The sequence below is a fragment of the Aequoribacter fuscus genome (assembly GCF_009910365.1).
Lineage (GTDB): Bacteria > Pseudomonadota > Gammaproteobacteria > Pseudomonadales > Halieaceae > Aequoribacter > Aequoribacter fuscus.
On the sequence record NZ_CP036423.1, the window covers coordinates 37436 to 61535 of the forward strand.

Below are 24100 nucleotides of genomic sequence, written 5' to 3' on the forward strand. Positions count from 1 at the left end.
AAGGCGCCACAGGGCGCCCTTTATTTCTCTTACATTCCGTTGGGAAATGGCGCTAAATCACCTGCGCCACTGTCTCTAACTAACTTTAACGCGCGAGCATATTCAACGAGCTGATTAAGCGCGTACTTGCCGCGATCAACAAAGTAGTCGTGCTCTTCAGGATTGTTGGCGCTGGCGTCATCGTTGAAGACACCCATGACATTGCGAATGACCAATTGTTCTGGGATATAGCAAATGCGCGAGTTTTTATAGCTGCTCATGCGTAATTCGCACAGGGCATTAGCGCCGCCGGTTAATACCGACAGTGATACTAAAAGTCCGGGTTTGTGCGCTATCTCACCCGCATTACCTAGCACTAAGAAAAAGTTCTTAACGGCCGCAGGTGCCATACCATGCCATTCGGGGGCAATGATGATAAAGCCATCGGTGCTTGCGCATTGTTCCCGAAGCTTCGCTAAAGGCGCCCAATGCTCACCGCCGGTGAACAGTGCTTCGTCCCACATGGGTAGCGGCTCTTTACCTAAATCGTGAATCCATGTTCCGATCTTTGGATGTGTTTCACCCAGTAACTTAGCTAGGTAATTCGCGATCTTAGCGCTTTGTGAATCTTGTCGGTGACTGCCCGAAATAATGCCGATCTTCATGTTTCGTCCACTGTGATGTAAGTTAAAAGAATGTTGCGCCACTATAAAGTCAGTCGTGCTGGGTGTCATCTTGGGTATTTAGTCTTTCTGCGCATAGTTGCGAATTAGGGTCATTATTTTATCGTGGATATTGCACGCAATTTAGTGGTGACGCCCTTTTCGCACTAGCCTAATTCTTGCGAATTCCCTATACTGCACGCCTCCGCCCGTAGCTCAGCTGGATAGAGCACCAGGCTTCGAACCTGGGTGTCGGGAGTTCGAATCTCTCCGGGCGGGCCATAAACGACAAAGCCCCCTTCAAGGGGGCTTTGTCGTTTATGGTTCATGGGTAAAGAGTTCGAACGGAGGAGTTCGACAAATCGGCAGGATAGCCGATTTGGGCGCCGGCTGTGCCGGCGGGCGTAGCCTGAGCGCCATGGATGGCGCGAATCCATCTCTCCGGGCGATGAGCCCCCTTCAAGGGGGCTTTGTCGTTTATGGTTCATGGGTAAAGAGTTCGAACGGAGGAGTTCGACAAATCGGCAGGATAGCCGATTTGGGCGCCGGGCAAAGCCTGCGGCCTCCGCCTGAGCGCCATGGATGGCGCGAATCCATCTCTCCGGGCGGTATACCAGAGACATAGGTAACATCTTTCTCTAAAAAGTTATCACTGAAGCTCCCAAGGGTTGATAACCTCAATCTCAGCAGCCTTAAACGGATTGGTATCGCGCGTGGAGACCTTCATCAAGCAGCTCGGCGTCAGACCTGGGGCATGGCAGCTGCGTGGTGCGACAGTGGTTATTATCAAAGGTATGGATCTAAGAGCCTAACAATCTTTTAACTCCTCCTTCGCTGCACCTGTAGGCAAAAAAAAGCCCCATGCCTACGCACAGGGCTTTGATCGTGTCTAAGTCTTACAGAGCAAACTTGATACGCCCATAAACAATCTGACCGCGTGGGTCGTGATGCTTAGGATCGTAGCTGAAGTTTGCCGCGTCGTAGAGCTTGGGTGCGTCTTCGTCAGTCAGGTTCTTAGCACCTAAGGTTAAGATTGCCTCGGTACCACCGACTTCAAAGCTGTACGCGTATTGCAGATCAAGCGTTAACCAAGAGTCGATGCTAGAACTATAACCTGCTGGGATGCCACCACGAGTGGTTTCATAGCTTGAGGTGTAAAAGCCCATCAGTGCGACTTTGTGATTATTACGTGACCAATTGGCGGTAACGTTGACTTTGGTTTCAGGCATTGAGCGCGCAAAGTTGTCGTAGTTGAAGTAACCCACAACGTCCTGCGTGCCTGAGGTTCCAGTACAGCCACGCTGTGCTGCTGATAGCGTTGCAGTGCACGGGATCTCGTAGCTTAAAAAGCGGGTTGCCGCCAAGGACAGGCCGATTTCACCAAGTTCAGTAGAGCCAGACCAGTCAATAGAAAGGTCGATACCGTCCGTGTCTACAGTTTCTGCGTTGATATATTCAACATTTACGCCGCCAAGAGTTCCAGTCGCATCGCGAATCACATCGGGTCCATCGGGTAATGCGTCTAGTTTGCCCTGAGCATTTTCAACTGTGATTACATCCTCGTAATCGAAGCTCCAGTAGTCGAGACGAACTGTTAAATTGTCAGTGACGTCGTAAACGGCACCGATGTTAATGTTCGTCGAAGTTTCGGGCTGTAAATTAGTGTTTCCCCGCGCGTTGACACGAACGAAACTTGCCCTATTGCCAGCGACGTTAGGGTCATCGAGTCCTTGCAGTGAGGTGCCTTGGTTGTACAGTTGTACCAATGACGGCTCGCGGAAGGCCGATGACGCCGATGCGCGCAGCACTAGCTTGTCGGTCGCTTGCCAGCGCAAGGACAACTTGGGGTCTACACTGCTGTCCGACGAGAGGTTCTCGTAACGTACAGCAACACTCGCCTCTAGTGTGTCTGTTAGCGGTAAGTTGGCCTCGGCAAACAGGGCATAAGAGTCACGCGACACATCGACTGGTGTACCACCACCCAAGAAGATCAAGTCAACTGGGATCAAATCGCCAGTCACGGGATCGTTGGTTTGGGTGTAGATATCGTCGCGCTTAACCGCATAGCTCTCGTCACGCCACTGCGCCCCGGCCGCGAAACCGACAGGGCCTGCTGCCATGTCGAACAGCTCCCCGCTGACCACAAAATCTGCCACTGTCATTTCGGTTTTACGGTTGGTGTAGGTTAGGTGACTCATCCAATCGATTAACTCTTGCGAGTTGGCGCTCGGGTCAAACAGGTTGAAGGTCTCGTTACCACTGGTCCCACCGTTGCCCGCGATAGCGGCGTTCAAGCGTGAAGCGATGGTGTCAGGCTGGCGTGCTACACGATCGTTCTCGGAATAGGTCAATGCGCCCATCCAGTTCCAGCCGTTATTCAGCTCGCCGTCTAACTGTAAGCTAGCGCGAATGGCTTCGCTGTCGCGAGGTGCCAAGGGTGAAGGCGCTTCAGCGCCAAGGGGCCGCCCGTACCACTGAACTGGGCGATCGAATGGGCTGCCACCTGTCCCTGGGAAAATTAGTGGGAACGTCAAGTTAGGGTAAGAAGGCGACTGAGGGTTGTCGAGCACTTCGTGATGAGTCCAGCCTAACTCTGCCGTCATGCTCAGAGTATCGCTTAACTCGTGGGTGAGGTTGGCGTACAGTTGAGATTTCTCCTCCTCGTTAACGATGTTGAATCGGGGACCATATAAAAATCCACACGTGGCGCCCGCCCCTGCTAGCCCAGGGCTAAGTAATCCAGCGTTTGCAACGCAGTTTGGGTCTGGCACAGTCACATACGCGTCATAAACGCCTGCGTAGTCTCCGCTTCCGTTTGTTTCGTCTACATCATTGGGAATGAAAGGAAGCGCCGGTAAGGTCAAAAAGCTTCTTCCTAATCCGCTTATCGCATTCTCGGTAGTGTAAGGACGTTCCGCCGAGCTCAACGAATCCTGCTTGATCATGGTGCCAGCGACGGTGACACGCGTTGTATCGTTACCAAAGCCCGCCAAAAAGTTAACGTCATATTTACCGGCACCACCGTCTGTGATTTCTTCATAGCCGGTCGAAATTTCGATGCCTTCAACGTCTTTGCGCAGAATAAAGTTGGCCACACCCGCTACCGCGTCAGAGCCGTAGGTTGCGGTTGCGCCCTCTTTTAGAATTTCGACGCGCTCGAGCGCCGCCATTGGAATTGTGCTGGTATCGACAAACACGCTACCGTCGTTTGCTACGGCTGCGGCGATGGTTTGACGTTTGCCGTTAACCAGAACCAAGGTCGAACTTAAACCCAAGCCGCGCAGGTTGATGTTGCTAGTACCTTGCGTTTCGCCCGAAGTGAACTAGTCAGGATTGTTCTCGGTACCAGAGCTAACCGAAAGCTTGCTGGTTAATTCACCAACATCGACTGCGCCCGAGTTGACGATGTAGTCAGAGTTTAGAACTTCTACGGGTGAGGCCTCATCTTCGCCGGTAGATTTAATGTAACTACCGGTGATTACAACTTCCTCGAGTTGTGAATCTTGTTGGGCCACGGTCGCAGTCGAAATCGCGAGTACGAGAGGCGCCAGAGTGAATTTCGCCAAACGGCGTGAAGGTGTAGCTGATCGCTTTAACCATGTGCTGAACTCTCCTTTATTGGTCTTATTGCTTGAGCCTTTCCCATTTAACATTAATTATTGGTAATGGCTTACCTTGAGTCTAGGCGAGTGAATACGGCTTGTAAACTCAAAGTACGGGAATAATACTCAAAGTTTGAACATTTTTCTTATCAGCAGTTTTTGTGTCAAAAAAGCACAGTTTAAGGAAAGAGCGGATGCCGCAGCCGAGGTCGCTTAGCTCGTGTTGAACGCAGGCGTGGTTTGAGGCTTAAGATAGTCGTACAGCTCTATTTGCCGCGAGCAAAGTGGTCAAACCCAATACGGTAAAGCCAAGCATCCCGACAAGCATTGGCCAGGCTGAATCGACCAAAAACTGCCCGACAAAAGCACTTGCTAAAGCGGATGTGGTCATCTGAATGAACCCTAGTAACGATGAGCCAGTGCCGGCGATGTGGCCAAAGGGTCTGAGCGCTAGAGCCATAGCATGGGGGTGCACCAAGCCCAAGCTTGCCGAATACAGCACCATGGGGCCAGCTACCGCGCCAATGCTCATGGGGGCTAGCCAGTACCCAATGCACATCCCTAGGGTGGCCAGCACGGATAGGCAAGCGCCGACTAACATGATGTGTTTTGAGTCAAATCGGTAGCTGGCCCGAGCAGAGACCGCGTTGCCGATCATGTAGCCACTGACGGTGCCGACAAAAATAAATGCGAGGTGCTGCGGTTTTAGACCCATTAATGTGATGAAGACAAAGGGCGCAGAGGGCAAAAAGGTCATGAGCGCGCCGTAGTTTAGGGATGCGCCTCCCGAAATCCACAAAAACTGGGAGTGTTTTAGCAATTCAGCATAGTTCGCCAGAATGACTTTTGGTCTGAACGCGTGCTTAACCGGCAGTGTCTCGTTCAGCAGATAAAAAATGAGTAGGCAGTTGATAACACCGTAAACCGCCAGGGTATAAAAAATAAAGGGCCATTCCCACACAAGTAGCACGAAGCCGCCAGCCAATGGCGCGACTGCTGGCGCGACGGCCATCATCATAGCAACCAGGGATATTGCACGAGCTGCATCGACGGGCCCATAAACATCTCGCGCGATGGTTCTGGCGAGTGTCGGGCCGACACATCCGCCGATGCCTTGCAAGACTCTGAAGCCTATTAACGTTTCGATGCTCTCAGACTGCGCACAACCTAGCGAGCCTAAAACGTAGAGTCCGAAACCGGCAAGCAACAAGGTTTTTCGGCCATAACTGTCAGCGAGCGGGCCGCTGAGCAGATGAAACGAGGCGTAGCCCAACAAATAAGCGCTTAAGCTCAGATGCATTTGGGCTACCGAGGCATTCAGTGCTTCGCCCATAAGGGTCATGGCGGGCAAATACATGTCGATGCTGAGCGGTGCCACGGCCACAGAAAATGCCAGCAGCGGCAAAAACCACCAAGTCTCGGTTTGGGCTTTTGAATGTGAGGATGTCATGAGGCGCGCACTATATCACGGCGCGGCCAGCAGCATCAGGGAGTGCCCGTGTATTTTTTGTGACGTTTAAGGGTCACGAGAGGTTATTCAGCGGCAGCTGAGTGCGCTGAATGACTTGGCGCAACTGAAAGCTCGAGTGCACACCGGATACGCCGGGAATGCGAGTGAGTCGCCCGAGCAGGAATTGTTCGTAAAACTGCATGTCGGGTACGACTGCTTTGATTAGGTAATCCGCGCTTTGTCCGGTCACGACACTGCATTCAATGACTTCAGGGTAGGTCATGACCTCGGCCTCAAATTGCTCGAACCGTTCGGGGGTGTGCCGGTCCATCGTAATGCCGATGTAAGCGGTCAGTTTTAAGCCCAGCTTGTCGCGGTCCAGTAAAGCCACATAATTTTTGATTAAGCCCGCTTCTTCCAATTGCTTTACCCGTCTCGCGCACGGAGTGGGCGACAAGCCCACTTTGTCTGCAAGCTCAAGGTTCGACCATTGCGCATTGCCTTGTAATAGTTCTAAAAGTTGCTTGTCGATTCGGTCAAGTTTCATGTTCTCTACCTTTAAATGTCTAAGCAGCGATTGTAGCTAATTAAAAACGGTTTTGTAGAGATTTAATAACTCTAAAACGTAAATTAGTGCGTAATTTGAAGGAAATCACTAGCGCAAATCGCCTAGACTGTAGGCAATAGAGGTAACAGTGACCTATAAAGGTCCAGCAAGGATTAACGATGTCAGAACGATTCAATTTTAGAAAATACCCTGCGTTTAAACCGGTACAGATGGTTAATCGCACATGGCCCGACAAAACCATCACCAAAGCGCCTTTGTGGTGCAGTGTCGATCTTCGTGATGGCAACCAAGCCTTGATCGAGCCTATGACACCTCAGCAAAAGCTCGACTTGTGGGATTTGTTGATTAAGGTGGGCTTTAAAGAAATCGAGATCGGTTTTCCCTCGGCCTCTTCCTTGGATTACGATTTTTGTCGCAAGCTAATTGATGAAGGCCGTATCCCCGAAGATGTCACTATCCAAGTATTGACCCAAGCGCGCCCGGAGCTAATTGCAAAAACCTTTGAGGCTCTAGAGGGTGTGCGTCGCGCAGTGGTGCACTTGTACAACTCGACCTCTACCGTTCAGCGCGACTATGTGTTTGGTTTAGATCGCCAGGGCATCATTAAAATCGCCCAGGAAGGCGCCAAAATGGTCGCCGACGCAGCAGCTCAGTACCCAGATACAGAGTGGGTGTTTGAATACTCGCCCGAGAGCTTCACGGGTACTGAGCTTGATTTCGCGGTAGAAGTTGTGGATGCGGTTAACGCCGTTTGGCAGCCTACGCCACAATCGCCAGTTATTGTGAACTTGCCCGCTACGGTAGAGATGAGCACGCCGAACGTTTACGCTGACCAAATAGAATGGTTCTGCCAGCACGTGCAAAACCGCGACAGTATTTTGGTCTCGGTCCACACTCATAATGACCGCGGTTGCGCCGTTGCTGCGTCTGAGCTTGCCGTGCTTGCGGGCGCCGATCGGGTAGAGGGTACCTTGTTTGGCAACGGTGAGCGTACCGGTAATATGGACATCTTGACCATGGCCATGAATATGTACAGCCAAGGTGTTGATCCAATGCTCGACTTTGAGCATATGGATGAGATCATTGAAGTCTACAAAAGCGCCACGCATTTACCGGTGCATCCGCGCCACCCTTATGCCGGCGAATTAGTCTTTACAGCGTTTTCTGGCAGTCACCAAGATGCGATCAAAAAGTGTTTGTCGCGCCGTGACGAAGACTCGATCTGGGAAGTGGCCTATCTGCCCATTGATCCGGCCGATATTGGCCGCTCTTACCAAGAGGTTATTCGCATTAACAGCCAGTCCGGTAAAGGCGGCATCGCCTATGTGCTAGAGCAAGAGTACGGCTACCAGTTGCCGCGCTGGCTCCAGATCGACTTTAGCCCTGTGGTTCAAAAATTTGCTGAAGAATCTGAAAAAGAAGTCAATCCAACAACGATTAAAGAGCTGTTTGTCAGCACCTACTTCCCGCAAGAGCGTCAATATCACTTGGGTGATTACAAGGTAAACCGAACTGATGGGGCAGACAGCTTGTCGGCTGACTTAACCACCAGCACGGGTGCAGTGCACGTGGAGGGTACCGGCAACGGCGTGGTTGCGGCCTTTGTGAATGCCCTAGAGACCCTGACCGGTTCTAAAATCGTCGTGGTTGAATACAGTGAACATGCGTTGAGCCAAAGCGCAGAGGCCGAAGCGGTATGTTATATACAGCTCAATGTTGATGGCGAGCGCGTCTGTGGTGTCGGGCAAAGCGAGGACATTATACAGGCGTCGCTTGACGGCATTTTGCGCGCACTCAGTCGCAGCGCCGTTGCTACCAAAGCCGCCGCGTAGATTCGCATTACAGACATCGCCGAGGTCGGGGTATGAGCGTCAGCTTGCAAGATGTGCAAACAGCTCTGGAGCGGATCAAGCGTTATGTGCACCGAACCCCGCTCGAGCGCCATCAAAGTTTGAATGACCTTAGCGGTGCTGAGCTTTGGTTTAAATCTGAAAATAAGCAAAAATGTGGCGCCTTTAAAGCCAGAGGCGCTCATCATGCTCTGACGCAGTTGACCCCTGAACAGCTTGCGCGAGGTGTCGCCACGCACTCATCAGGTAACCATGGCGCCGCGCTGGCTTTGGCTGCGCGCCGGTTCGGGGCGCAAGCTTTTGTGGTTATGCCTTCGAATGCGCCTGTGCCAAAACGGCAGGCGACGCTGGCGTATGGTGCCACAGTGATCGACTGCGAACCCACACTTGAAGCACGAGAGGCCGCCCTTAAGGCATGTGTCGAGCGCACGGGCGCGGTATTCGTTCCGCCTTATGATCACCCCGATATCATCGCAGGCCAAGGCACCTTAGCGCTTGAGATGCTCGAGCAAAACCCCAACTTAGATGCGATTTTAGTGCCGGTCGGCGGAGGTGGCATGTTGGCGGGTGTCAGTCTGGCGGTAAAAGCCTTGCGACCCGATATCAAGGTGATAGGGGTTGAGCCGTTGGGTGCAGATGACGCGAAACGTTCGTTTCTTACGGGACAGCATGTACGGCAACATCAGCCTGATACAATCGCCGATGGCTTGCGTACAACCTTAGGAACGCTGAATTTTGCCTTGATTCGCGACCATACCGACGACATCGTCACGGTCACGGATGCGCAAATTACTGCGGCCATGAAGGTGTTTATGGTGCGCGCGAAAGCGTTGGTGGAGCCCTCGGGAATTGTTGGTTTGGCCGCCGTCATGGCGGATCCTAGCCGATTTGCCAAGCAGCAAGTTGGCATTGTCATCTCGGGGGGTAATGTCGACCTAGAACATCCTGTTTGGTTATAGCTATGCACAGAATGGTTCGCTTACTCGTTGTACTCATTATTACCGTGCTGGCAACGAGCGCCTGCAGTCGTACCTCCTTTTTTTATCATCGTATTCCGACCCTCATTAATTGGGCTATTGACGATTACCTCACCCTCGATCGACAGCAGCAAGTTGAGTTTGATGATGCTTTGGATAATCTCTTAGAGTGGCATCAAACCGAGGAGCTGCCGAAGTACGTCGATTTACTCGATCGCGTGATTGTGCGGATGGACTCATCGACCCCGCTCAGGGTGGAAGACATGGCCACCTGGCAAGCAGAAGCCGATACGTATAGTGAGGCTCTACAGCTTCAAGCGGTGCGTTCGCTGGCGGGCTTGATACCGAGTCTCTCGGCCACTCAGCATCAGGAACTCCGTCAGGCTCTCGATAAAAAGCAAGCTGAACTTGAGAGCAAGTATGTCGACCGTAGCGACGAACGCTACCGTCAGGATGCGATCGATAACTTAGAAGATAACCTGTCGGACTATTTAGGCAAGCTGACAAATACCCAAAAGGCTGACATTAACGCGGCCGCTCAAAATATTATTCGTTATGACTCGGTCTGGTTGGCGCGACGCAAAGAGTGGTTTGATGGATTTTATGCGCTTGTCACAAACCCAGGTTCAGACGCTGAGGCAGCCCTGTTGGCGTTTCTCACCCGTTCAGAGCGAGCACCAGCCGAAGAGTATGTCCACAACACCGAGGTGATTATGCAGGCTATGGTCGATGTGCTAAACGCCCGCACTGACAAGCAAAACCGTAAGCTAATCAGCAAGCTGACTAACTTACGTGATGATCTGGCGACTTTGATTGTCGATGAGCCCGAGGCCTAACCGCTGATCTTGCTTAGGTCTCGTACGGCGCCTTTGTCTGCGCTGGTCACCATCGAGGCGTAAACCTTCAATGCAGTGCTGACCATACGCGGGCGCTCTTGCGCTGGCTGCCAACCGTTGGCTTTGGCGTCCATCGCTGCGCGCCGTTCGGCGAGCGTCGCTTCGTCGACACGCAGGTTGATGGTGCGTTCCGGGATATTAATGTCGACGATGTCGCCCGGCTCGATAAGAGCAATGGCTCCACCCGAGGCAGCTTCAGGCGATACGTGGCCAATCGATAGTCCTGAAGTTCCGCCTGAAAACCGCCCATCGGTAAGCAGTGCGCATACCTTACCCAAGCCTTTCGACTTTAAGTAGCTGGTTGGATAGAGCATTTCTTGCATGCCCGGACCGCCGCGAGGTCCCTCGTAGCGAATGACGACAACATCGCCAGCTTTGACTTCGTCGTTCAAGATGGCGTCTACGGCGGCATCCTGTGACTCGCACACAAAGGCTGGACCGGAGAATACCAAGATGCTTTCATCTACGCCGGAAGTCTTAACGACACAGCCGTCTTCAGCAATATTACCTGTCAGTACGGCAAGACCGCCTTCTAATGAGAAGGCACTTTCGATGCGACGGATACAGCCGTTATCACGGTCGGCATCCAGGCTTGTCCAGCGAGTGTCTTGGCTAAATGCAGTTTGCGTGGGAATACCGGCGGGGCCTGCCTTGAAGAAGGTTTTTACTGCTTCGGAGTCTGTCTGCATGATATCCCACTCTGCTAGCGCCCGGGCTAGGCTTGGGCTGTGCACGGTGGCGCATTGATCATGCAATAAGCCTGCGCGCTGCAATTCGCCGAGGATGCCGTAAACGCCGCCGGCGCGATGCACGTCTTCCATGTGATACAGCGGCGTATTGGGCGCGACCTTACAGAGCTGGGGTACTCGTCGGGACAGTTCGTCGATGTGACCCATATTGAAATCGAGCTCGGCTTCTTGTGCCGCCGCCAATAAATGCAGGATGGTATTAGTCGACCCACCCATGGCGATATCTAGGCTCATGGCGTTTTCAAATGCGGCAAAATTGGCGATATCACGTGGTAATAAGCCAGGCTCATTGCCCTCGTAGTGGCGCTTTGTAATATCGACAATTAACCGGCCTGCGCGCAGAAACAATTGTTCTCTGTCTGCATGGGTTGCCAATAAAGAGCCGTTACCCGGCAGGCTGAGGCCTAAGGCCTCAGTCAGACAGTTCATAGAGTTGGCGGTAAACATACCCGAGCAAGAGCCGCAAGTGGGGCACGCCGAGCGCTCGTACTCGGCGACTTTTTCGTCGCTTGCCGAGCTGTCAGCGGCGATCACCATGGCATCGACTAGGTCGAGCTTGTTCTCTGACAGTTTGGTTTTGCCCGCTTCCATAGGGCCACCCGACACGAAAACTACAGGAATATTTAAACGCATGGCAGCGTTTAGCATTCCAGGCGTGATTTTATCGCAGTTGGAAATACACACCATGGCGTCTGCGCAGTGGGCATTAACCATGTATTCGACCGAGTCGGTGATCACGTCGCGAGAGGGCAAGCTGTACAGCATGCCATCGTGACCCATGGCAATACCATCGTCTACTGCGATCGTATTAAATTCTTTAGCCACACCGCCTGCGGCTTCGATCTCGCGAGCGACTAATTGCCCAAGATCTTTAAGGTGTACGTGTCCGGGTACAAACTGGGTAAAGGAGTTGACCACCGCGATAATGGGCTTCTGGAAATCTTCGTCTTTCATACCCGTGGCGCGCCAAAGTGCGCGGGCGCCGGCCATATTGCGGCCTTGGGTACTGGTGCTAGATCGGTAGACAGGCATAGTCAATCCTCATACAGCGAGTGGTTTTACAAAAACTTTGGAGTTTCTTTGCAGGTTATAAAGTGCTTGCTTGGGTTGCGGTAGGCTAAAGCGGTCTTGCTCGCGAAAGCCCTGCTCGATAAACCAATGCGCTGTCTGTGTTGTCAACACGAACACGCTATCGAGCCTTTGTCTTTGAGCTTCTTTTTCTAGGGCGTCTAACAGTCGCTGGCCGCGATCACTGCCGCGATAATCAGGGTGACACACAATGCAGGCGACTTCAGCGGTATTGGCATCAGGGTAGACGTAAAGTGCGGCACAGGCAATGACACGACCATCGCGTTCAAGCACCGTGAATTGCGCGATTTCGGTTTCGAGCAACTCACGCGACCGCTTAACCAATACGCCCTCTGCCTCGAGCGGCTGCAACAGCTCTAAGATGCCCCCAACGTCATCGATATTGGCTTGTCGGCATTGCTCGAATAAATTTCGGCTGACCAAAGTGCCCGCACCGTCATGAGTGAAAAGTTCGGCCAGCAACGCGCCCTCTTGTTCAAAGCCAATGATGTGACAGCGTTCTACACCGCCCGCGCAGGCTCGCTTTGACGCATCCAGAAGTACTCGATACTCCTTGCTGACATCGCAGTCGTCAAGTTCTGATACCGCAAGCTGACGAACGAACTGACTGTCACTATCGTGAATGGCATCGGGTGACATCAGCCAAATCAACTTATCGGCACGGCAGTCAGTCGCCACGCGAACGGCCACGTCTTCAAGCGACAAATTAAAAGATTCTCCGGTAGGCGAGTAACCCAGAGGAGGCAGTAACACCAGGTTGCTATCATTGAGCTGGCGCGTAATGCCGGCCACATCGATACGTCGGACCTTGCCGGTGTGTAAATAATCGGTGCCGTTCAGCACGCCTACGGGTTGTGCCATCACAAAGTTGCCTGAGCAGACCCGAACTTTGGCCCCTTGCATGGGAGAGTTTGGCAAGCCCATAGACAGCTTGGCTTCGAGTTCATGGCGCAAACTCCCTACGGTGTGTTTAATCAGTTCTAAATCTGGGGAATCGGTAATGCGCAAGTCTTGCTCGAACAGACTCGATCGGCCTTCCTTTTGAAGGGTTTGATTCACCTGGGGTCTGGCCCCAAAGGCAATGACAACTCGTACACCTAAGCTGTTGAGCAGCACCAGATCTTGCAAAATAGTAGTGAGGTGATCGCTTGCTAAACACTCGCCCGATAGCGCCACCACAAAGGTTTTTCCTCTGTGCGCGTTGATGTAGGGTGTGGTGTTTCTAAACCACTGAATGTGCGATTGTGTTGGCATGTGTGCATTATCGTACGAACCGTAGCGTTCGTACAGCATGCTTACAGGCAATAGTGCTTAATGGCGTTGCTCAGCAAGGTAATGCAGGGGTTAATCTGGTCGAACGCTAGGTATTCGTTGGGTTGATGAGCTAAGTCAATCGAGCCCGGGCCCATCACAATGGCTTGTGCGCCAAGCGCTTTAAAAAACCCTGCTTCGGTCGCAAATAAGGCGCTGGCGGCTTTTGCATCTGTAAGTGATTCTGCCAGGCGGACCAAGGCAGAGTCCGCGCCTTCTTCAAAAGGCGGTACGGGGTCCATCAGCGGCTCCCAAAGGACGTTCAAGCCCGAGAATTCGCTTTCTTGCTGGCATAGCGATTGAATCTTCGCCGTAATTAAATCGGTTTTTAGGCCGGGAATTATCCGCAAGTCGAACTGAAGCTCGCTGTGCGCGCAAATACGGTTGGGTGAGTCTCCGCCGTGAATATGCCCCAGGTTGAGCGTGGTGTACGGAACTTCAAAGGCCAAGTTTTGCTCGGCCTGCAGTTCCAAGCGCAAGGCCATCAGGCCGGTGATTAAACGATGCATGCCGTCGATCGCATTGTTGCCAAGTGCGGGGTTGGAGGAATGTCCAGAATGCCCGCGTACAACGATACGACTCATGAGCATGCCTTTGTGCATACGAATCGGCTTTAGGTTTGTGGGTTCTCCGATAATTACGCCGTCAGCTTGGTGTATTTGCGACTTCAGCAGAGCTTTGGCGCCGTTCATAGTGCTCTCTTCATCGGCCGTAGCAATCAGTGTGAGAGGTGCGTTCAAGCTCGAGCTGTCGAACTGTGCTGCTGCTGCGAAGGCCAGCGGGAAAAAGCCTTTCATATCGCTGGTGCCCAAGCCATAAAAGCGTTGGTCTTGCTCATGAACTTGCAGCGGGTTGGTTTGCCAGCGGCCCTCATCGAAAGGCACGGTGTCGCTGTGCCCAGCAAGCACTAAACCGCCAATGCCCGAGCCTTTGGTTGCAATTAAGTTCGCTTTGCTGGCATCGGCGTCGACTATCTGAATTTCAGTAGAAAACCCGGCCGCTTGCGCAAAGTCGGCGAGGCGTTCGATCACTGGCAGGTTGCCTTGATCCCAAGAAGGATCGGTAGAGCTGACCGAAGAAGTTGCGATCAGCTCTTTGAGTTGATGGGTAATAAGACGGTGATCAGCACACGCTTTAGCCACCAAACAGCCCTTTGAAGAAGAAAAAGAAGATTATGGATAGTCCTGCACCGGCGGGTAGAGTAACGATCCAAGAAGCGAAGATCGAGCCCACCACACGCAAATCAATGGCACCAATGCCGCGCGCCAAACCAACGCCTAGTACCGCACCCACCAACGTGTGAGTCGTCGAGATAGGAAGGCCTGTCGCTGATGCAAACACCACAGTCGTCGCTGCGCCCAATTCGGCGGCAAAACCACGACTGGGAGTGAGTTCGGTAATTTTTTTACCGATTGTCTGAATGACGCGCCAGCCATAGGTCGCAAGGCCGATCACAATACCGACTGCACCGGTTAGCAAAATCCACCAAGGCATCGCCGACTTGGTGGCGATTTCGCCGCCTGATTGAATGATACCGGCGATTGCAGCCAGTGGGCCCACTGCGTTGGCGACATCGTTTGAGCCATGAGCGAAGGCCATCGAACAGGCTGTGAAAACCATCAGAACAGCAAAGATGCGTTCGATATCTGCCGATGTTGCTTCGGCTTGGCTATTTTTGCGGTGAATGCGGTTCAACATTTGTGCTCCGATCAGAGCCACAATAATTCCAATCAATGCGGCGACCGGCAGCGCGTTAGCGAAGCTACTAGAGAACCCCATATCCACTTTGATGCCCACGTGTTTCAGGCCTTTGGTCAGGGTCACCATGGCGATCATGAAGCCCACAAGAAACATGTAAAAGGGCACGTATTTTTTGGCGCGGTGAAATGCGTCGTCACGGTCGAGTATCAATGCTCGAACGCTGGTGAACAGCAAGTACGAAATTGTGCCTGCGACGAGCGGTGAGACGACCCAGCTTGCGACAATTGTGCCGATCTTTGGCCACGCAACCGAGTCCATTGAAATGCCGACCGCAGCAAATCCAACGATAGCACCCACAATAGAGTGCGTTGTGGATACCGGCCATCCTTTAATGCTGGCAATCAGCAGCCACGTTCCGGCCGCAAGTAATGCTGACATCATCCCATAAACCAGTAGATGGCTTTGCCCCTCGAAGGCGGCGGGGTCAATGATACCCTTACGGATGGTATCCGTGACGGCACCACCCGCTAAGTAAGCACCCGCAAACTCGAAAATCATCGCGATCAGTATTGCTTGCGTCAGGGTAATGGCTTTAGAGCCCACGGAGGTGCCCATCGCATTAGCCACATCGTTCGCACCGATACCCCAGGCCATAAAGAAACCGAAGACGCACGCAATAATCAGCAGCATTGAGCCGTAATTTTGAATAATTTCCACGGAGTTTCCTCTTTTTGTTTGATTTAGGTGCTCGGCAAGTGAGCTATGACTGGTGGTTGAATTTTACCTGCTGTTATATGACATTATTGTTACAGTATGACAAGTTTACAGCGAGCTTCTTTCCGCTTTCCCAAAAATTAGCGGCAGTATAGGCAATGCCTTGCGCTGTGTCACACTCAAATAAGATTAGTTTAAAATCTGTGGCTCATTTCAGAGTCAGGGCATAGCATAGAGCTATAGCTCTTCACCGGACGTTTCGATGGACAATACGCTGCAAAACTTGCTGACACTCGTGGATCAAAGTTGCGCCGCCCGCGGCAATGCCCTGCGAGATTTTGAGCTCGAAGCGTGGCGCCAAGCCTTAGCCTGCAGTCCGTATTTGTCGACCACGGTGAGTCAGCATTGGGCGTGGGTCGAGACGGATTTTGCGCGAACTCGTTGGTCAAAACCACTCGTTTGGCAAGACTTGGAGGGGCTTTTAGAGGATCTCAAACACCAGGGATTTGACATCGATGCGCAGCTCCGCAAGTTGCGCAACCGCGTTATGATGCGACTGATTTGGCGTGACTTTTCACGCCAGTGTCGGGCTCAAGAGACGGTGCAACAAGTTTCGTTGTTAGCCGAATTCTGTATTCAGACTGCGGTCGCTTGCGCCGGGCAAGAGTTGCGCGAACGGTTTGGTCAACCGATCGGTGCCGACTCAGGCAATGTGCAGAACTTAGTGACTTTGGCCATGGGTAAGCTCGGCGCTGGCGAGCTCAATCTGTCATCAGATATTGATCTCATCTTTGTTTATCCGGAAAGCGGCCAGACTGAGGGCGGTCGCAAAAGTGTCTCTAACCAAGAGTACTTTATTAAAGTCGGGCAGCGCGTCATCACTCTGCTCGATAAGGTCACCGTCGACGGCTTTGTTTTTCGAGTCGATATGCGCCTTAGGCCTTATGGAGACAGTGGGCCTTTGGTCATGAATTTCTCGGCGTTCGAGGCGTACTATCAAGATCAGGGGCGAGATTGGGAGCGCTATGCGATGATCAAGGCGCGCGCTCTAACGGGTGATGCAGCAGATGTTGTCTACCTAGAATCTATGCTTCGTCCTTTTGTGTTTCGCCGCTACGTCGATTTTAGCGTGATTGAATCCCTGCGCGAGATGAAGCGCATGATTTCCGAACAGGTGATTCGCAAGGGTTTGCAAAACGACGTAAAACTGGGCCCCGGTGGTATTCGCGAGGTCGAGTTCATTGGCCAGTGTTTTCAGCTGATTCGCGGCGGTCGCGACGCTCCTTTGCGCTGCAGAGGTCTAATGGATGCCCTCAGCGCAAGCGAGCAACTGGGTTGCCTACCCGCTGACGCGGTCAGTGAGCTTCGCGAGGCCTATTGGTTTTTGCGTGACTCTGAGCATGCGATACAGGGTTATCAAGATCGGCAAACACAGCGTTTGCCCGAAGACCCCGACGCTCAAGCAAGTCTGAGTCGCGTCATGGGTTTTCAGACCTTTGAGGATTACCTTGTTGCACTGAATGCGCATCGATCTAGGGTGAGTCGGCATTTTGTCGACCTGATTGCATCAGCCAGTGAAGAAGATGAGAGCAGCCAGCGGACTTGGTTTTGGGATGATTTAGATCTTGAACAAATTGCTGCCTTGGGTTTCGAGGATCCGGCTGCTGTCAGCGCGGCCCTAGAGCGTCTAACGCAATCAGCCATTGTGCGCACCCTGCAGGTCGAGCCTCGTCGGCGCCTTGACCTTGCTATGCCAAAACTGTTGGAAGCGTGCGCGCGGCAGGCCAACGCATCAGATACAGTGGTGCGCCTTGTCCCAATGGTCGAGGCGGTACTGCGTCGCAGCGCTTATTTGCTGCTACTGATCGAAAACCCCGGTGCGCTCAACGAGTTGGTGCGCTTGTGCGCTGCAAGCCCATGGATTGCAAAGCAGTTGTCACTGCGTCCCGCGCTGCTCGATGAGTTGCTTGATCTAGAGCACTTGTATCAAGCACCCGATAAGCACGTATTGGAGCGCGATTTAGCCCTGCAGATGCGCGCCATACCCATGGATGATTTAGAGGCGCAAATGGACGCGCTGCGCTACTTCAAGGCTGCCCAGGTCTTGCGCGTGGCCGCTAGCGAAATCGGTGGCTTTTTACCTTTGATGAAAGTGAGCGATAAGCTGACCTTCATCGCCGAAGTCATTCTGGAATGGACCGTCAAGGTGGCGTGGACAGATTTGACCAACAAACACGGCAAGCCCTGCCATCTGACCGAAGGCACAGGCTTTTGTGTTGTCGCGTATGGCAAGCTTGGCGGTTTGGAGCTTAACTACTCGTCCGATTTGGATTTGGTGTTTTTGTACGATGCGCCCGCTCAGGGCATGACCGATGGCGACAAGCCCATCGATTGCGCGAGGTTCTATACTCGCTTGGGTCAGCGCGTTATTCATATGCTCGAAACGCGTATGAGCTTGGGGGTGCTGTACGAGGTGGATATGCGTCTGCGTCCTTCGGGTAATTCGGGTTTATTAGTATCGTCTGTTGCGGCCTTCGAACGTTATCAGTTAGAGGAGGCTTGGACTTGGGAGCATCAAGCGCTAAGCCGGGCTCGCGCTGTCGCAGGCGACGTGAGTCTTGCACGCGCCTTTCAAGCAATACGGTTGACAGTGATGGGGCAAGCGCGGGACAACCTTGCGCTTGCGGACGAAGTGCAGTCTATGCGCCAAAAAATGCGCGAAAATTTAGATACTGACATAAAAGGTGACACCTTTAATCTGAAACATGGATTTGGAGGTATCGTTGACATCGAATTTATGGTGCAATACGCGCTCTTAGCGCTGTCGGCAAAACACCCATCACTGGCGAAATACACCGATAACATTCGCCAACTTGAAGCACTGGCGAGCTCGGGTCTGATAAGCGCGGAAACAGCAAACACATTGAGCCAAGCGTACTTGGCGTATCGCTCCGCCACCCATGAGTGTGCTCTGCAAGAAGAGCCAGCCAAAGTGTCGGGTGCGCAGTGGGATAAGCATAGACAGGCAGTCGGCCTAATATGGGGCGATTGGTTTAACAGCAAACGTTGGGAGTAAACAATGGATTTCTCGGAGCGCGAGGGTGTTATCTGGTTGGACGGTGAGCTAAGACCGTGGAAAGACGCCAAAGTACACGTGCTGACTCATACTTTACATTACGGTTTGGGTGTATTCGAAGGTGTACGTGCCTACCACACGCAAGAGCGTGGAACCTGCATCTTTAAACTCAAAGAACACACCAAGCGCCTATTCAATTCGGCAAAAATTTTGATGATGGATATGCCATTCGATCAAGACGCGATCAACGAGGCGCAGCGCCTGGTGGTTCGTGAAAACGGCTTGCCCGAAGCTTACCTGCGCCCTATGTGCTTTTTGGGGTCAGAGGGCATGGGCTTACGCGCTGACAAGTTGGCGACGCACGTCATGGTCGCCGCTTGGGATTGGCCCTCTTACATGGATCCCGAAGCTCGCAACCGCGGTATCAAAGTCAGAACGTCATCGTATACGCGTCACCACGTCAACATTGCCATGTGTAAAGCCAAAGCAAACGGGCAGTACATCAACTCGATGTTAGCCTTGCGCGAGGCTATTGAAAGCGGCGCAGAGGAAGCTTTATTGCTGGACAATGAGGGCTACGTGGCAGAGGGTAGCGGCGAAAACTTCTTTATGGTGAAAAATGGCGTTTTATACACCCCGGAGTTAACCTCTTGTCTGGACGGTATTACCCGCGCCACAGTGATCGAGCTGGCGAATGAGCTTGGTATTACTGTGCGCGAGAAGCGCATCACGCGCGACGAAGTCTACATCTGTGATGAGGCCTTCTTTACAGGTACTGCGGCGGAAGTGGTGCCGATTCGTGAGCTCGACGGCCGAGCAATCGGTGAAGGCAGCCGTGGTCCGATTACTGAGCAATTACAAGGTATGTATTTCGATTCGGTGCGCGGTAAGCGCAGCCAGAATCCACAGTGGTTAACGGAAGTCGTCTAATAAGCGGAGGTGGCTATGCATGCGGGCGCACTAGAGCAGAGTTTTGAAGATGGTATTTTCTGGCGACACTGGCCTGTCGCAGAAGCTCAGCGAGTGGTGGTTCTGGTGCATGGCTTGGGTGAACACAGCGGTCGCTACGAAGAGCTGGCTGAGTTTTTTAATGCTCGTGCAACAGCGGTCGTGGCGCTGGACCATAAAGGACACGGCTTATCGCCAGGCGTGCGTTGTCATATCGATAAATTCACTGACTTCTTAGAGCCCTTGGCCCGGTTGTGCACGGAAGCCGAACAGCTTTACCCGAATGTACCCAAGGTCTTGTTGGGTCATAGTTTGGGTGGTCTGATTGCGGCTGCATTTCTGCTGGAACATCAAAACTTGTTTCAATCGGCAGTATTGTCTGGGCCGGCTCTGGGTATAGACCCTGCACCACCCATTTGGCAGCAAAAGATCACGCAGGTCATTTCCACTCTGCTACCTAAGCTTGGCGTTATGCAGCTTGATGCGGGGCAAATCTCCCGTTCAGCTGATGTGGTGGCTGCGTATCAAGCTGACCCCCTGGTACACAACGGTAAAATTAGCGCCCGCTTGGTCACAGAATTGTTCGCAACGCTTACCTTGGTCAATGAAAACGCCGCGAAAATTACGTTGCCAATAAAGATTTTTCATGGCGAGTCAGATGTCATGACTTCGCCAAAGTTATCGCAAGCGTTTGTCGGCAAAGTGGGCTCCGCGATGGCTGAATATCAAGGGTATGCGGGGCTGTACCACGAAATTTTCAACGAGCCCGAGCGTGCTCAAGTCATGCAGGACGTGCAAACGTTTATCGAGCAAGCCGCAGCGGCTTAATACTCGTATTGGCGGTACTGGAGAACACGCAACGGTGACAAAGCCGCTAAAAATTGCCCTAACCAGTTACCGCAGCCACCCTTTCAGTGGTGGACAAGGTGTTTATATCAGTGCGCTGTCAAAGGCGCTGGTTGAGCAAGGCCTGCAGGTCGATGTCATCTCGGGTCCGCCGTACCCCAATTTGGATGAGCGTGTGGGTCTTGTTAAATTGCCCAGTATGGACCTCTACGAACATGGTTTGCGCTCCTTGCGTTGGCACCACCTGCATTCTTACAGCAACGTGGTCGAGTGGTTAAGCAAACTCACGGGTGGCTTCGCTGAGCCTTATACGTTCGGCCGCCGACTACGTCGCTACTTTGCGACGCACAAACCGCATTACGATTTAATCCACGATAATCAGAGTTTGTGTCGTGGATTGCTGGATGTCGAGCGTATGGGCTATCCCGTGGTAGCTACCATTCATCACCCGATTAGCAGCGATTTACGTTTGGCGCTACAGGCGGAGCCCGTGTGGTGGCGTCGCTTGTTCTTGCGCCGCTGGCATTCATTTTTACGGATGCAAATTCCGGTGGCGCGGGCGTTAAAACGTATTTTTGCCGTGTCTGAGTCGGCGCGTGCCGATGTCGAGCGGGAGTTTGGTATTGATTCTGGGCGCATGGTGGTTACTGGCATCGGCACGGATACTGATTTATTTAAACCCCTACCGGGTCGTGTTAAAGACCTCAACCGAATCATGATCACGGCGTCTTCAGATACGGCCTTGAAGGGTGTGGTCTACGCCATACAAGCGTTTGCTGTGCTGCGCGAACAGTTTCCCAACTTGCGTTTGCGTTTGATCGGAAAGCTAAAACCCGAGGGTGAGGCACAAAAGTTGATTAATCGATTGGACTTAGCGGCGGCAATCGACAATCATTCTAGAGTGAGCCAAGAGGATCTTGTGGCGTTTTACAACGAGGCCAGTGTGTTTGTATCGCCGTCATTGTATGAAGGATTTGGTTTACCCGCCGCCGAGGCAATGGCATCGGGTACCGCAGTGGTGGTCACGAATGGAGGTGCTTTGCCCGAAGTGGTGGGCAACGATGGTGTGGTTGTCCCCTCGGGTGATAGTCAGGCTTTGGCGGCTGCTGTGGCAGACGTGCTGCGAGACCCCGAGCGTCGGATAGCCCTAGAGCAGAGGGGGCGAGACAGAATCGTTAAGGAATTTTCATGGGCGGCCTGCGCGCGCCGAACCGAACACGAATACAAGGCAGTACTCGCTAATGCAGACCGTTGATTTTCGATATTTCCCGCTTAAAGACGGTGACCGAGTCCTGGACTTGGGGTGCGGTGAGGGACGCCATCTCATCGGTGCCTTGTTAGCGGCGGATGTGCAGGCTATTGGTGTGGATCTGTCACACGACGATTTGGTGACTGGCCGAAATAAAACACACGATTGGGCTGAAAGCGTTGGTGAGCCGCGCCGTCCCGCGTTGACGCAAGCCAGCGGGTATTGTTTGCCCTTTGCCGATAACACCTTTGATGCCGTGATTTGCAGTGAAGTGCTCGAGCACGTGCCTGTCGTCGACAAGGTACTAAAAGAGATCAATCGTGTGTTGCGGCCGGGCGGCCGGCTAGTGATTTCGGTACCCAGACGCTGGCCCGAGCAGATCTGCTGGTACTTATCGGCCGATTACCATTTGCAGCTAGGCGGGCATTTACGCATATTTAGACTTGCTGATCTTAAACGTCAAATTCAAGCTTTGCCGGTTGTTTTCTATTACCAGCACGGCGCTCATGCTTTGCACGTTCCTTACTGGTGGTTACGCTGTATTTTTTGGAATAACCCTCAGGCTTGGCCCGTACGCTGGTATCACAAGCTTTTGGTGTGGGATTTAATGAAGCGACCGTGGCTTACCCGATTCATAGAATCGCTCACCAATGGTTGGATGGGGAAAAGTGTGGTCTTGTATTATCGTAAACAGGATGCAACATCGTGACTGGAGTCTATCTGAGTCCAGGTTTGTATCCTCATGAGCTGTTTCAAGACACAGTGTCCTACATTCTGTCGGTTCAGCGAAGTAGCGGCGAAATTCCCTGGTTTGAAGGAGGTCATACTGACCCGTGGGACCACGTCGAGGCAGCGATGGCGCTGTCGATTGCGGGCAAGTATCAAGAAGCCGAGCGTGCTTATGCATGGTTGGCCGACGAGCAATTGCCCGACGGCAGTTGGTGGGCACGGTATGAGCAAGGCGCGCGCGCCGAATCAACGCGGCGAGAAACGAATTTTTGCGCCTATATGGCAACAGGTGTTTGGCATCATTTTTTGATTACTCAGGATCGCGCGTTTCTCGAGCTGTACTGGCCCACGGTGCAGCAGGCAATGGCCTTTGTGCTCTCGCTGCAAACCGTGCACGGAGATATTACTTGGGCAGTAGACGACGATAACGACATCCCAGTTGACTCGTTGGTTACCGGGTGTGCTTCGATCTACAAAAGCTTGGAATGTGCTCACAATATTGCGGTGACCTTGGGTCACGACACCGTGTATTTTGATGCGCGTGAGCGGCTGGGGCGTTGTTTGCGCCAACACCCAGAGCGTTTTGATCGCACCTGGGAAAGCAAAGCGCGCTACTCGATGGATTGGTTCTATCCTGTGTTAACGGGCGTGTTTTCAGGTAAGGCGGCGCGCGAGCGGCTGCAGGCGCGTTGGAACGAATTTGTCGAGCCAGGTATGGGATGTCGTTGTGTTAGCGATGAACCCTGGGCAACGATTGCGGAGACCTGTGAATTAGTCTTGGCCCTGCAAGCTTCTGATGAGGAAGCTTTGGCGCGTGAAGTCTATTCTTGGATAGCGCAATGGCGCCACGACGATGGCTCTTACTGGACCGGCTATCAGTTTAAAGAGCAACTACTGTGGCCGAACGAGCGTCCTACATGGACTGCGGCTGCGGTGATGTTGGCTGCTGACGCCTTAACTCATCACACGCCAGCAGCGCGGTTATTTACTCACGTAAATTTATTAGACCCTGATAATTCTATACATGCCAAGGATCTTGTGAGGGCTTAAGCACCTAAGCGTTGCAGGACTTTCAAGCTATCGCAGGACTCGATTAAGTCCCATAGGCCTGACTGTAAGGCCGCATCGATAATGGCTTTGGGCGCTTGGCCGCCCGCGCTTGCCTTCGGATAGTGATCGTGTACGGCGAGCAATCCTCCCAGCGCAACGTGACCAGACCAAAGGCGATAGTCACTGACGGCGTCGTGCATACTGTGCCCGCCATCGATAAAAACCATCCCCAGCCTTTGCTGCCAGCGCAGGCCAATCGCGGTTGCGTCTCCAACCAAGGCTACAACAGAGTGGTTTAGGCCGGCTGCTGTTAAGGTTTGTCGGAAGGTGTGCAGGGTGTCGGTCCGCCCGTCTTTATCGGTTAAGTTAGGGTCGTAAAAAAACTCGCCGGGTTGGTGCTCGACGGAGCCTTGGTGGTGATCTAAAGCAAAGACCAGATTGCCGCTTTGCTCGGCCGCCGCGCCCAAAAATACGGTGGACTTGCCGCAATAGCTGCCAATTTCTAGGATGCAGCCAAGGTGTGCAACCGAGTCTGCTGCGCGGTACAGAGCCTCGCCCTCTGCTTGACTGAGAAAGCCGGGAACTTGGTTCACCAAATGTTGGCGCGACGCATTTAACATAGTCAGGATTGGTCCAAAACTGAAACTATAGCAC

At 52.8% G+C, this 24100-nt stretch carries 19 protein-coding genes, 1 tRNA gene and 1 pseudogene; 10 read left to right on the forward strand and 11 right to left on the reverse strand.

Translation table 11 applies throughout. The features are described 5' to 3' along the window. Nucleotides 1-29 precede the first annotated feature (29 nt). Nucleotides 30-644: an NADPH-dependent FMN reductase gene (locus EYZ66_RS00185; protein WP_009576686.1), complete on the reverse strand. Its 615-nt coding sequence runs from the start codon at nucleotides 642-644 to the stop codon at nucleotides 30-32. A 202-nt stretch (nucleotides 645-846) separates the two neighbouring features. On the opposite strand from EYZ66_RS00185, the gene EYZ66_RS00190 reads away from it, so the two are divergent. Then, nucleotides 847-923 (forward strand) — tRNA-Arg (locus EYZ66_RS00190). 614 nt (nucleotides 924-1537) lie between these two features. On the opposite strand, the gene EYZ66_RS00195 is transcribed toward EYZ66_RS00190, so the two are convergent. The 5 genes and pseudogenes from EYZ66_RS00195 to EYZ66_RS00205 form a co-directional block, all read right to left on the reverse strand. Further along, nucleotides 1538-3586 (reverse strand): TonB-dependent receptor, encoded by a 2049-nt coding sequence (locus EYZ66_RS00195; protein ID WP_342353805.1) that lies wholly within the window; start codon nucleotides 3584-3586, stop codon nucleotides 1538-1540. A gap of 159 nt (nucleotides 3587-3745) precedes the next feature. Further along, nucleotides 3746-3946 (reverse strand): annotated as a pseudogene (locus EYZ66_RS14325) (TonB-dependent receptor plug domain-containing protein); the annotation flags it as partial. Nucleotides 3947-3964: 18 nt separating this feature from the next. Beyond that, nucleotides 3965-4294, reverse strand: a complete 330-nt coding sequence (locus EYZ66_RS14245; protein WP_083814313.1) for a hypothetical protein — start codon at nucleotides 4292-4294, stop codon at nucleotides 3965-3967. 196 nt (nucleotides 4295-4490) lie between these two features. Continuing rightward, entirely contained in the window at nucleotides 4491-5693 is a 1203-nt protein-coding gene (locus tag EYZ66_RS00200; protein WP_009574584.1) for a multidrug effflux MFS transporter, read from the reverse strand. A gap of 73 nt (nucleotides 5694-5766) precedes the next feature. Continuing rightward, nucleotides 5767-6240, reverse strand: coding sequence for an Lrp/AsnC family transcriptional regulator (locus EYZ66_RS00205; RefSeq protein ID WP_009574583.1), 474 nt, complete (start codon nucleotides 6238-6240; stop codon nucleotides 5767-5769). A gap of 179 nt (nucleotides 6241-6419) precedes the next feature. Here EYZ66_RS00205 and leuA point away from each other — a divergent pair, with 179 nt between their 5' ends. From leuA to EYZ66_RS00220, 3 genes are read left to right on the forward strand one after another with little or no spacing between them, the layout of a single operon-like run. Then, complete coding sequence (gene leuA, locus EYZ66_RS00210) at nucleotides 6420-8093, forward strand: 2-isopropylmalate synthase (protein WP_009574582.1); 1674 nt, start codon at nucleotides 6420-6422, stop codon at nucleotides 8091-8093. A gap of 32 nt (nucleotides 8094-8125) precedes the next feature. Next, the gene (locus EYZ66_RS00215) at nucleotides 8126-9070 is read left to right on the forward strand and encodes a threonine ammonia-lyase (protein WP_009574580.1); all 945 of its coding nucleotides are present in this window, start codon (nucleotides 8126-8128) and stop codon (nucleotides 9068-9070) included. Nucleotides 9071-9072: 2 nt separating this feature from the next. Then, nucleotides 9073-9924 (forward strand): DUF6279 family lipoprotein, encoded by an 852-nt coding sequence (locus EYZ66_RS00220; protein WP_040815834.1) that lies wholly within the window; start codon nucleotides 9073-9075, stop codon nucleotides 9922-9924. Here the strand turns inward: EYZ66_RS00220 and ilvD are convergent. The 4 genes from ilvD to EYZ66_RS00240 are packed head-to-tail and all read right to left on the reverse strand — an operon-like array spanning nucleotide 9921 to nucleotide 15551. After that, the gene (gene ilvD / locus EYZ66_RS00225; protein ID WP_009574578.1) at nucleotides 9921-11765 is read right to left on the reverse strand and encodes a dihydroxy-acid dehydratase; all 1845 of its coding nucleotides are present in this window, start codon (nucleotides 11763-11765) and stop codon (nucleotides 9921-9923) included. The genes EYZ66_RS00220 and ilvD overlap by 4 nt on opposite strands. A 9-nt stretch (nucleotides 11766-11774) precedes the next feature. Continuing rightward, nucleotides 11775-13076, reverse strand: a complete 1302-nt coding sequence (gene argA / locus EYZ66_RS00230; protein WP_040815853.1) for an amino-acid N-acetyltransferase — start codon at nucleotides 13074-13076, stop codon at nucleotides 11775-11777. Nucleotides 13077-13117: 41 nt separating this feature from the next. Next, nucleotides 13118-14275: an acetylornithine deacetylase gene (gene argE / locus EYZ66_RS00235; protein ID WP_009574576.1), complete on the reverse strand. Its 1158-nt coding sequence runs from the start codon at nucleotides 14273-14275 to the stop codon at nucleotides 13118-13120. After that, nucleotides 14268-15551, reverse strand: coding sequence for an inorganic phosphate transporter (locus tag EYZ66_RS00240; protein WP_009574575.1), 1284 nt, complete (start codon nucleotides 15549-15551; stop codon nucleotides 14268-14270). Before EYZ66_RS00240 ends, argE begins: the two co-directional genes overlap by 8 nt. A 259-nt stretch (nucleotides 15552-15810) precedes the next feature. Here EYZ66_RS00240 and glnE point away from each other — a divergent pair, with 259 nt between their 5' ends. The 6 genes from glnE to EYZ66_RS00270 are packed head-to-tail and all read left to right on the forward strand — an operon-like array spanning nucleotide 15811 to nucleotide 23446. Then, nucleotides 15811-18624 (forward strand): bifunctional [glutamate--ammonia ligase]-adenylyl-L-tyrosine phosphorylase/[glutamate--ammonia-ligase] adenylyltransferase, encoded by a 2814-nt coding sequence (gene glnE, locus EYZ66_RS00245; protein ID WP_009574573.1) that lies wholly within the window; start codon nucleotides 15811-15813, stop codon nucleotides 18622-18624. 3 nt (nucleotides 18625-18627) lie between these two features. Continuing rightward, nucleotides 18628-19554 (forward strand): branched-chain amino acid transaminase, encoded by a 927-nt coding sequence (locus tag EYZ66_RS00250; protein WP_009574572.1) that lies wholly within the window; start codon nucleotides 18628-18630, stop codon nucleotides 19552-19554. A 15-nt stretch (nucleotides 19555-19569) separates the two neighbouring features. Next, nucleotides 19570-20400, forward strand: a complete 831-nt coding sequence (locus EYZ66_RS00255; RefSeq protein ID WP_009574571.1) for an alpha/beta hydrolase — start codon at nucleotides 19570-19572, stop codon at nucleotides 20398-20400. Nucleotides 20401-20434: 34 nt separating this feature from the next. Continuing rightward, nucleotides 20435-21673 (forward strand): glycosyltransferase family 4 protein, encoded by a 1239-nt coding sequence (locus tag EYZ66_RS00260; RefSeq protein WP_009574570.1) that lies wholly within the window; start codon nucleotides 20435-20437, stop codon nucleotides 21671-21673. Continuing rightward, nucleotides 21660-22376, forward strand: a complete 717-nt coding sequence (locus EYZ66_RS00265) for a class I SAM-dependent methyltransferase (protein ID WP_009574569.1) — start codon at nucleotides 21660-21662, stop codon at nucleotides 22374-22376. The genes EYZ66_RS00260 and EYZ66_RS00265 overlap by 14 nt, the downstream gene beginning before the upstream one ends. Next, nucleotides 22373-23446, forward strand: a complete 1074-nt coding sequence (locus EYZ66_RS00270; RefSeq protein WP_009574568.1) for a prenyltransferase/squalene oxidase repeat-containing protein — start codon at nucleotides 22373-22375, stop codon at nucleotides 23444-23446. Before EYZ66_RS00265 ends, EYZ66_RS00270 begins: the two co-directional genes overlap by 4 nt. On the opposite strand, the gene EYZ66_RS00275 is transcribed toward EYZ66_RS00270, so the two are convergent. Next, the gene (locus EYZ66_RS00275) at nucleotides 23443-24066 is read right to left on the reverse strand and encodes a class I SAM-dependent methyltransferase (RefSeq protein ID WP_009574567.1); all 624 of its coding nucleotides are present in this window, start codon (nucleotides 24064-24066) and stop codon (nucleotides 23443-23445) included. The genes EYZ66_RS00270 and EYZ66_RS00275 overlap by 4 nt on opposite strands. Nucleotides 24067-24100: the final 34 nt, after the last annotated feature.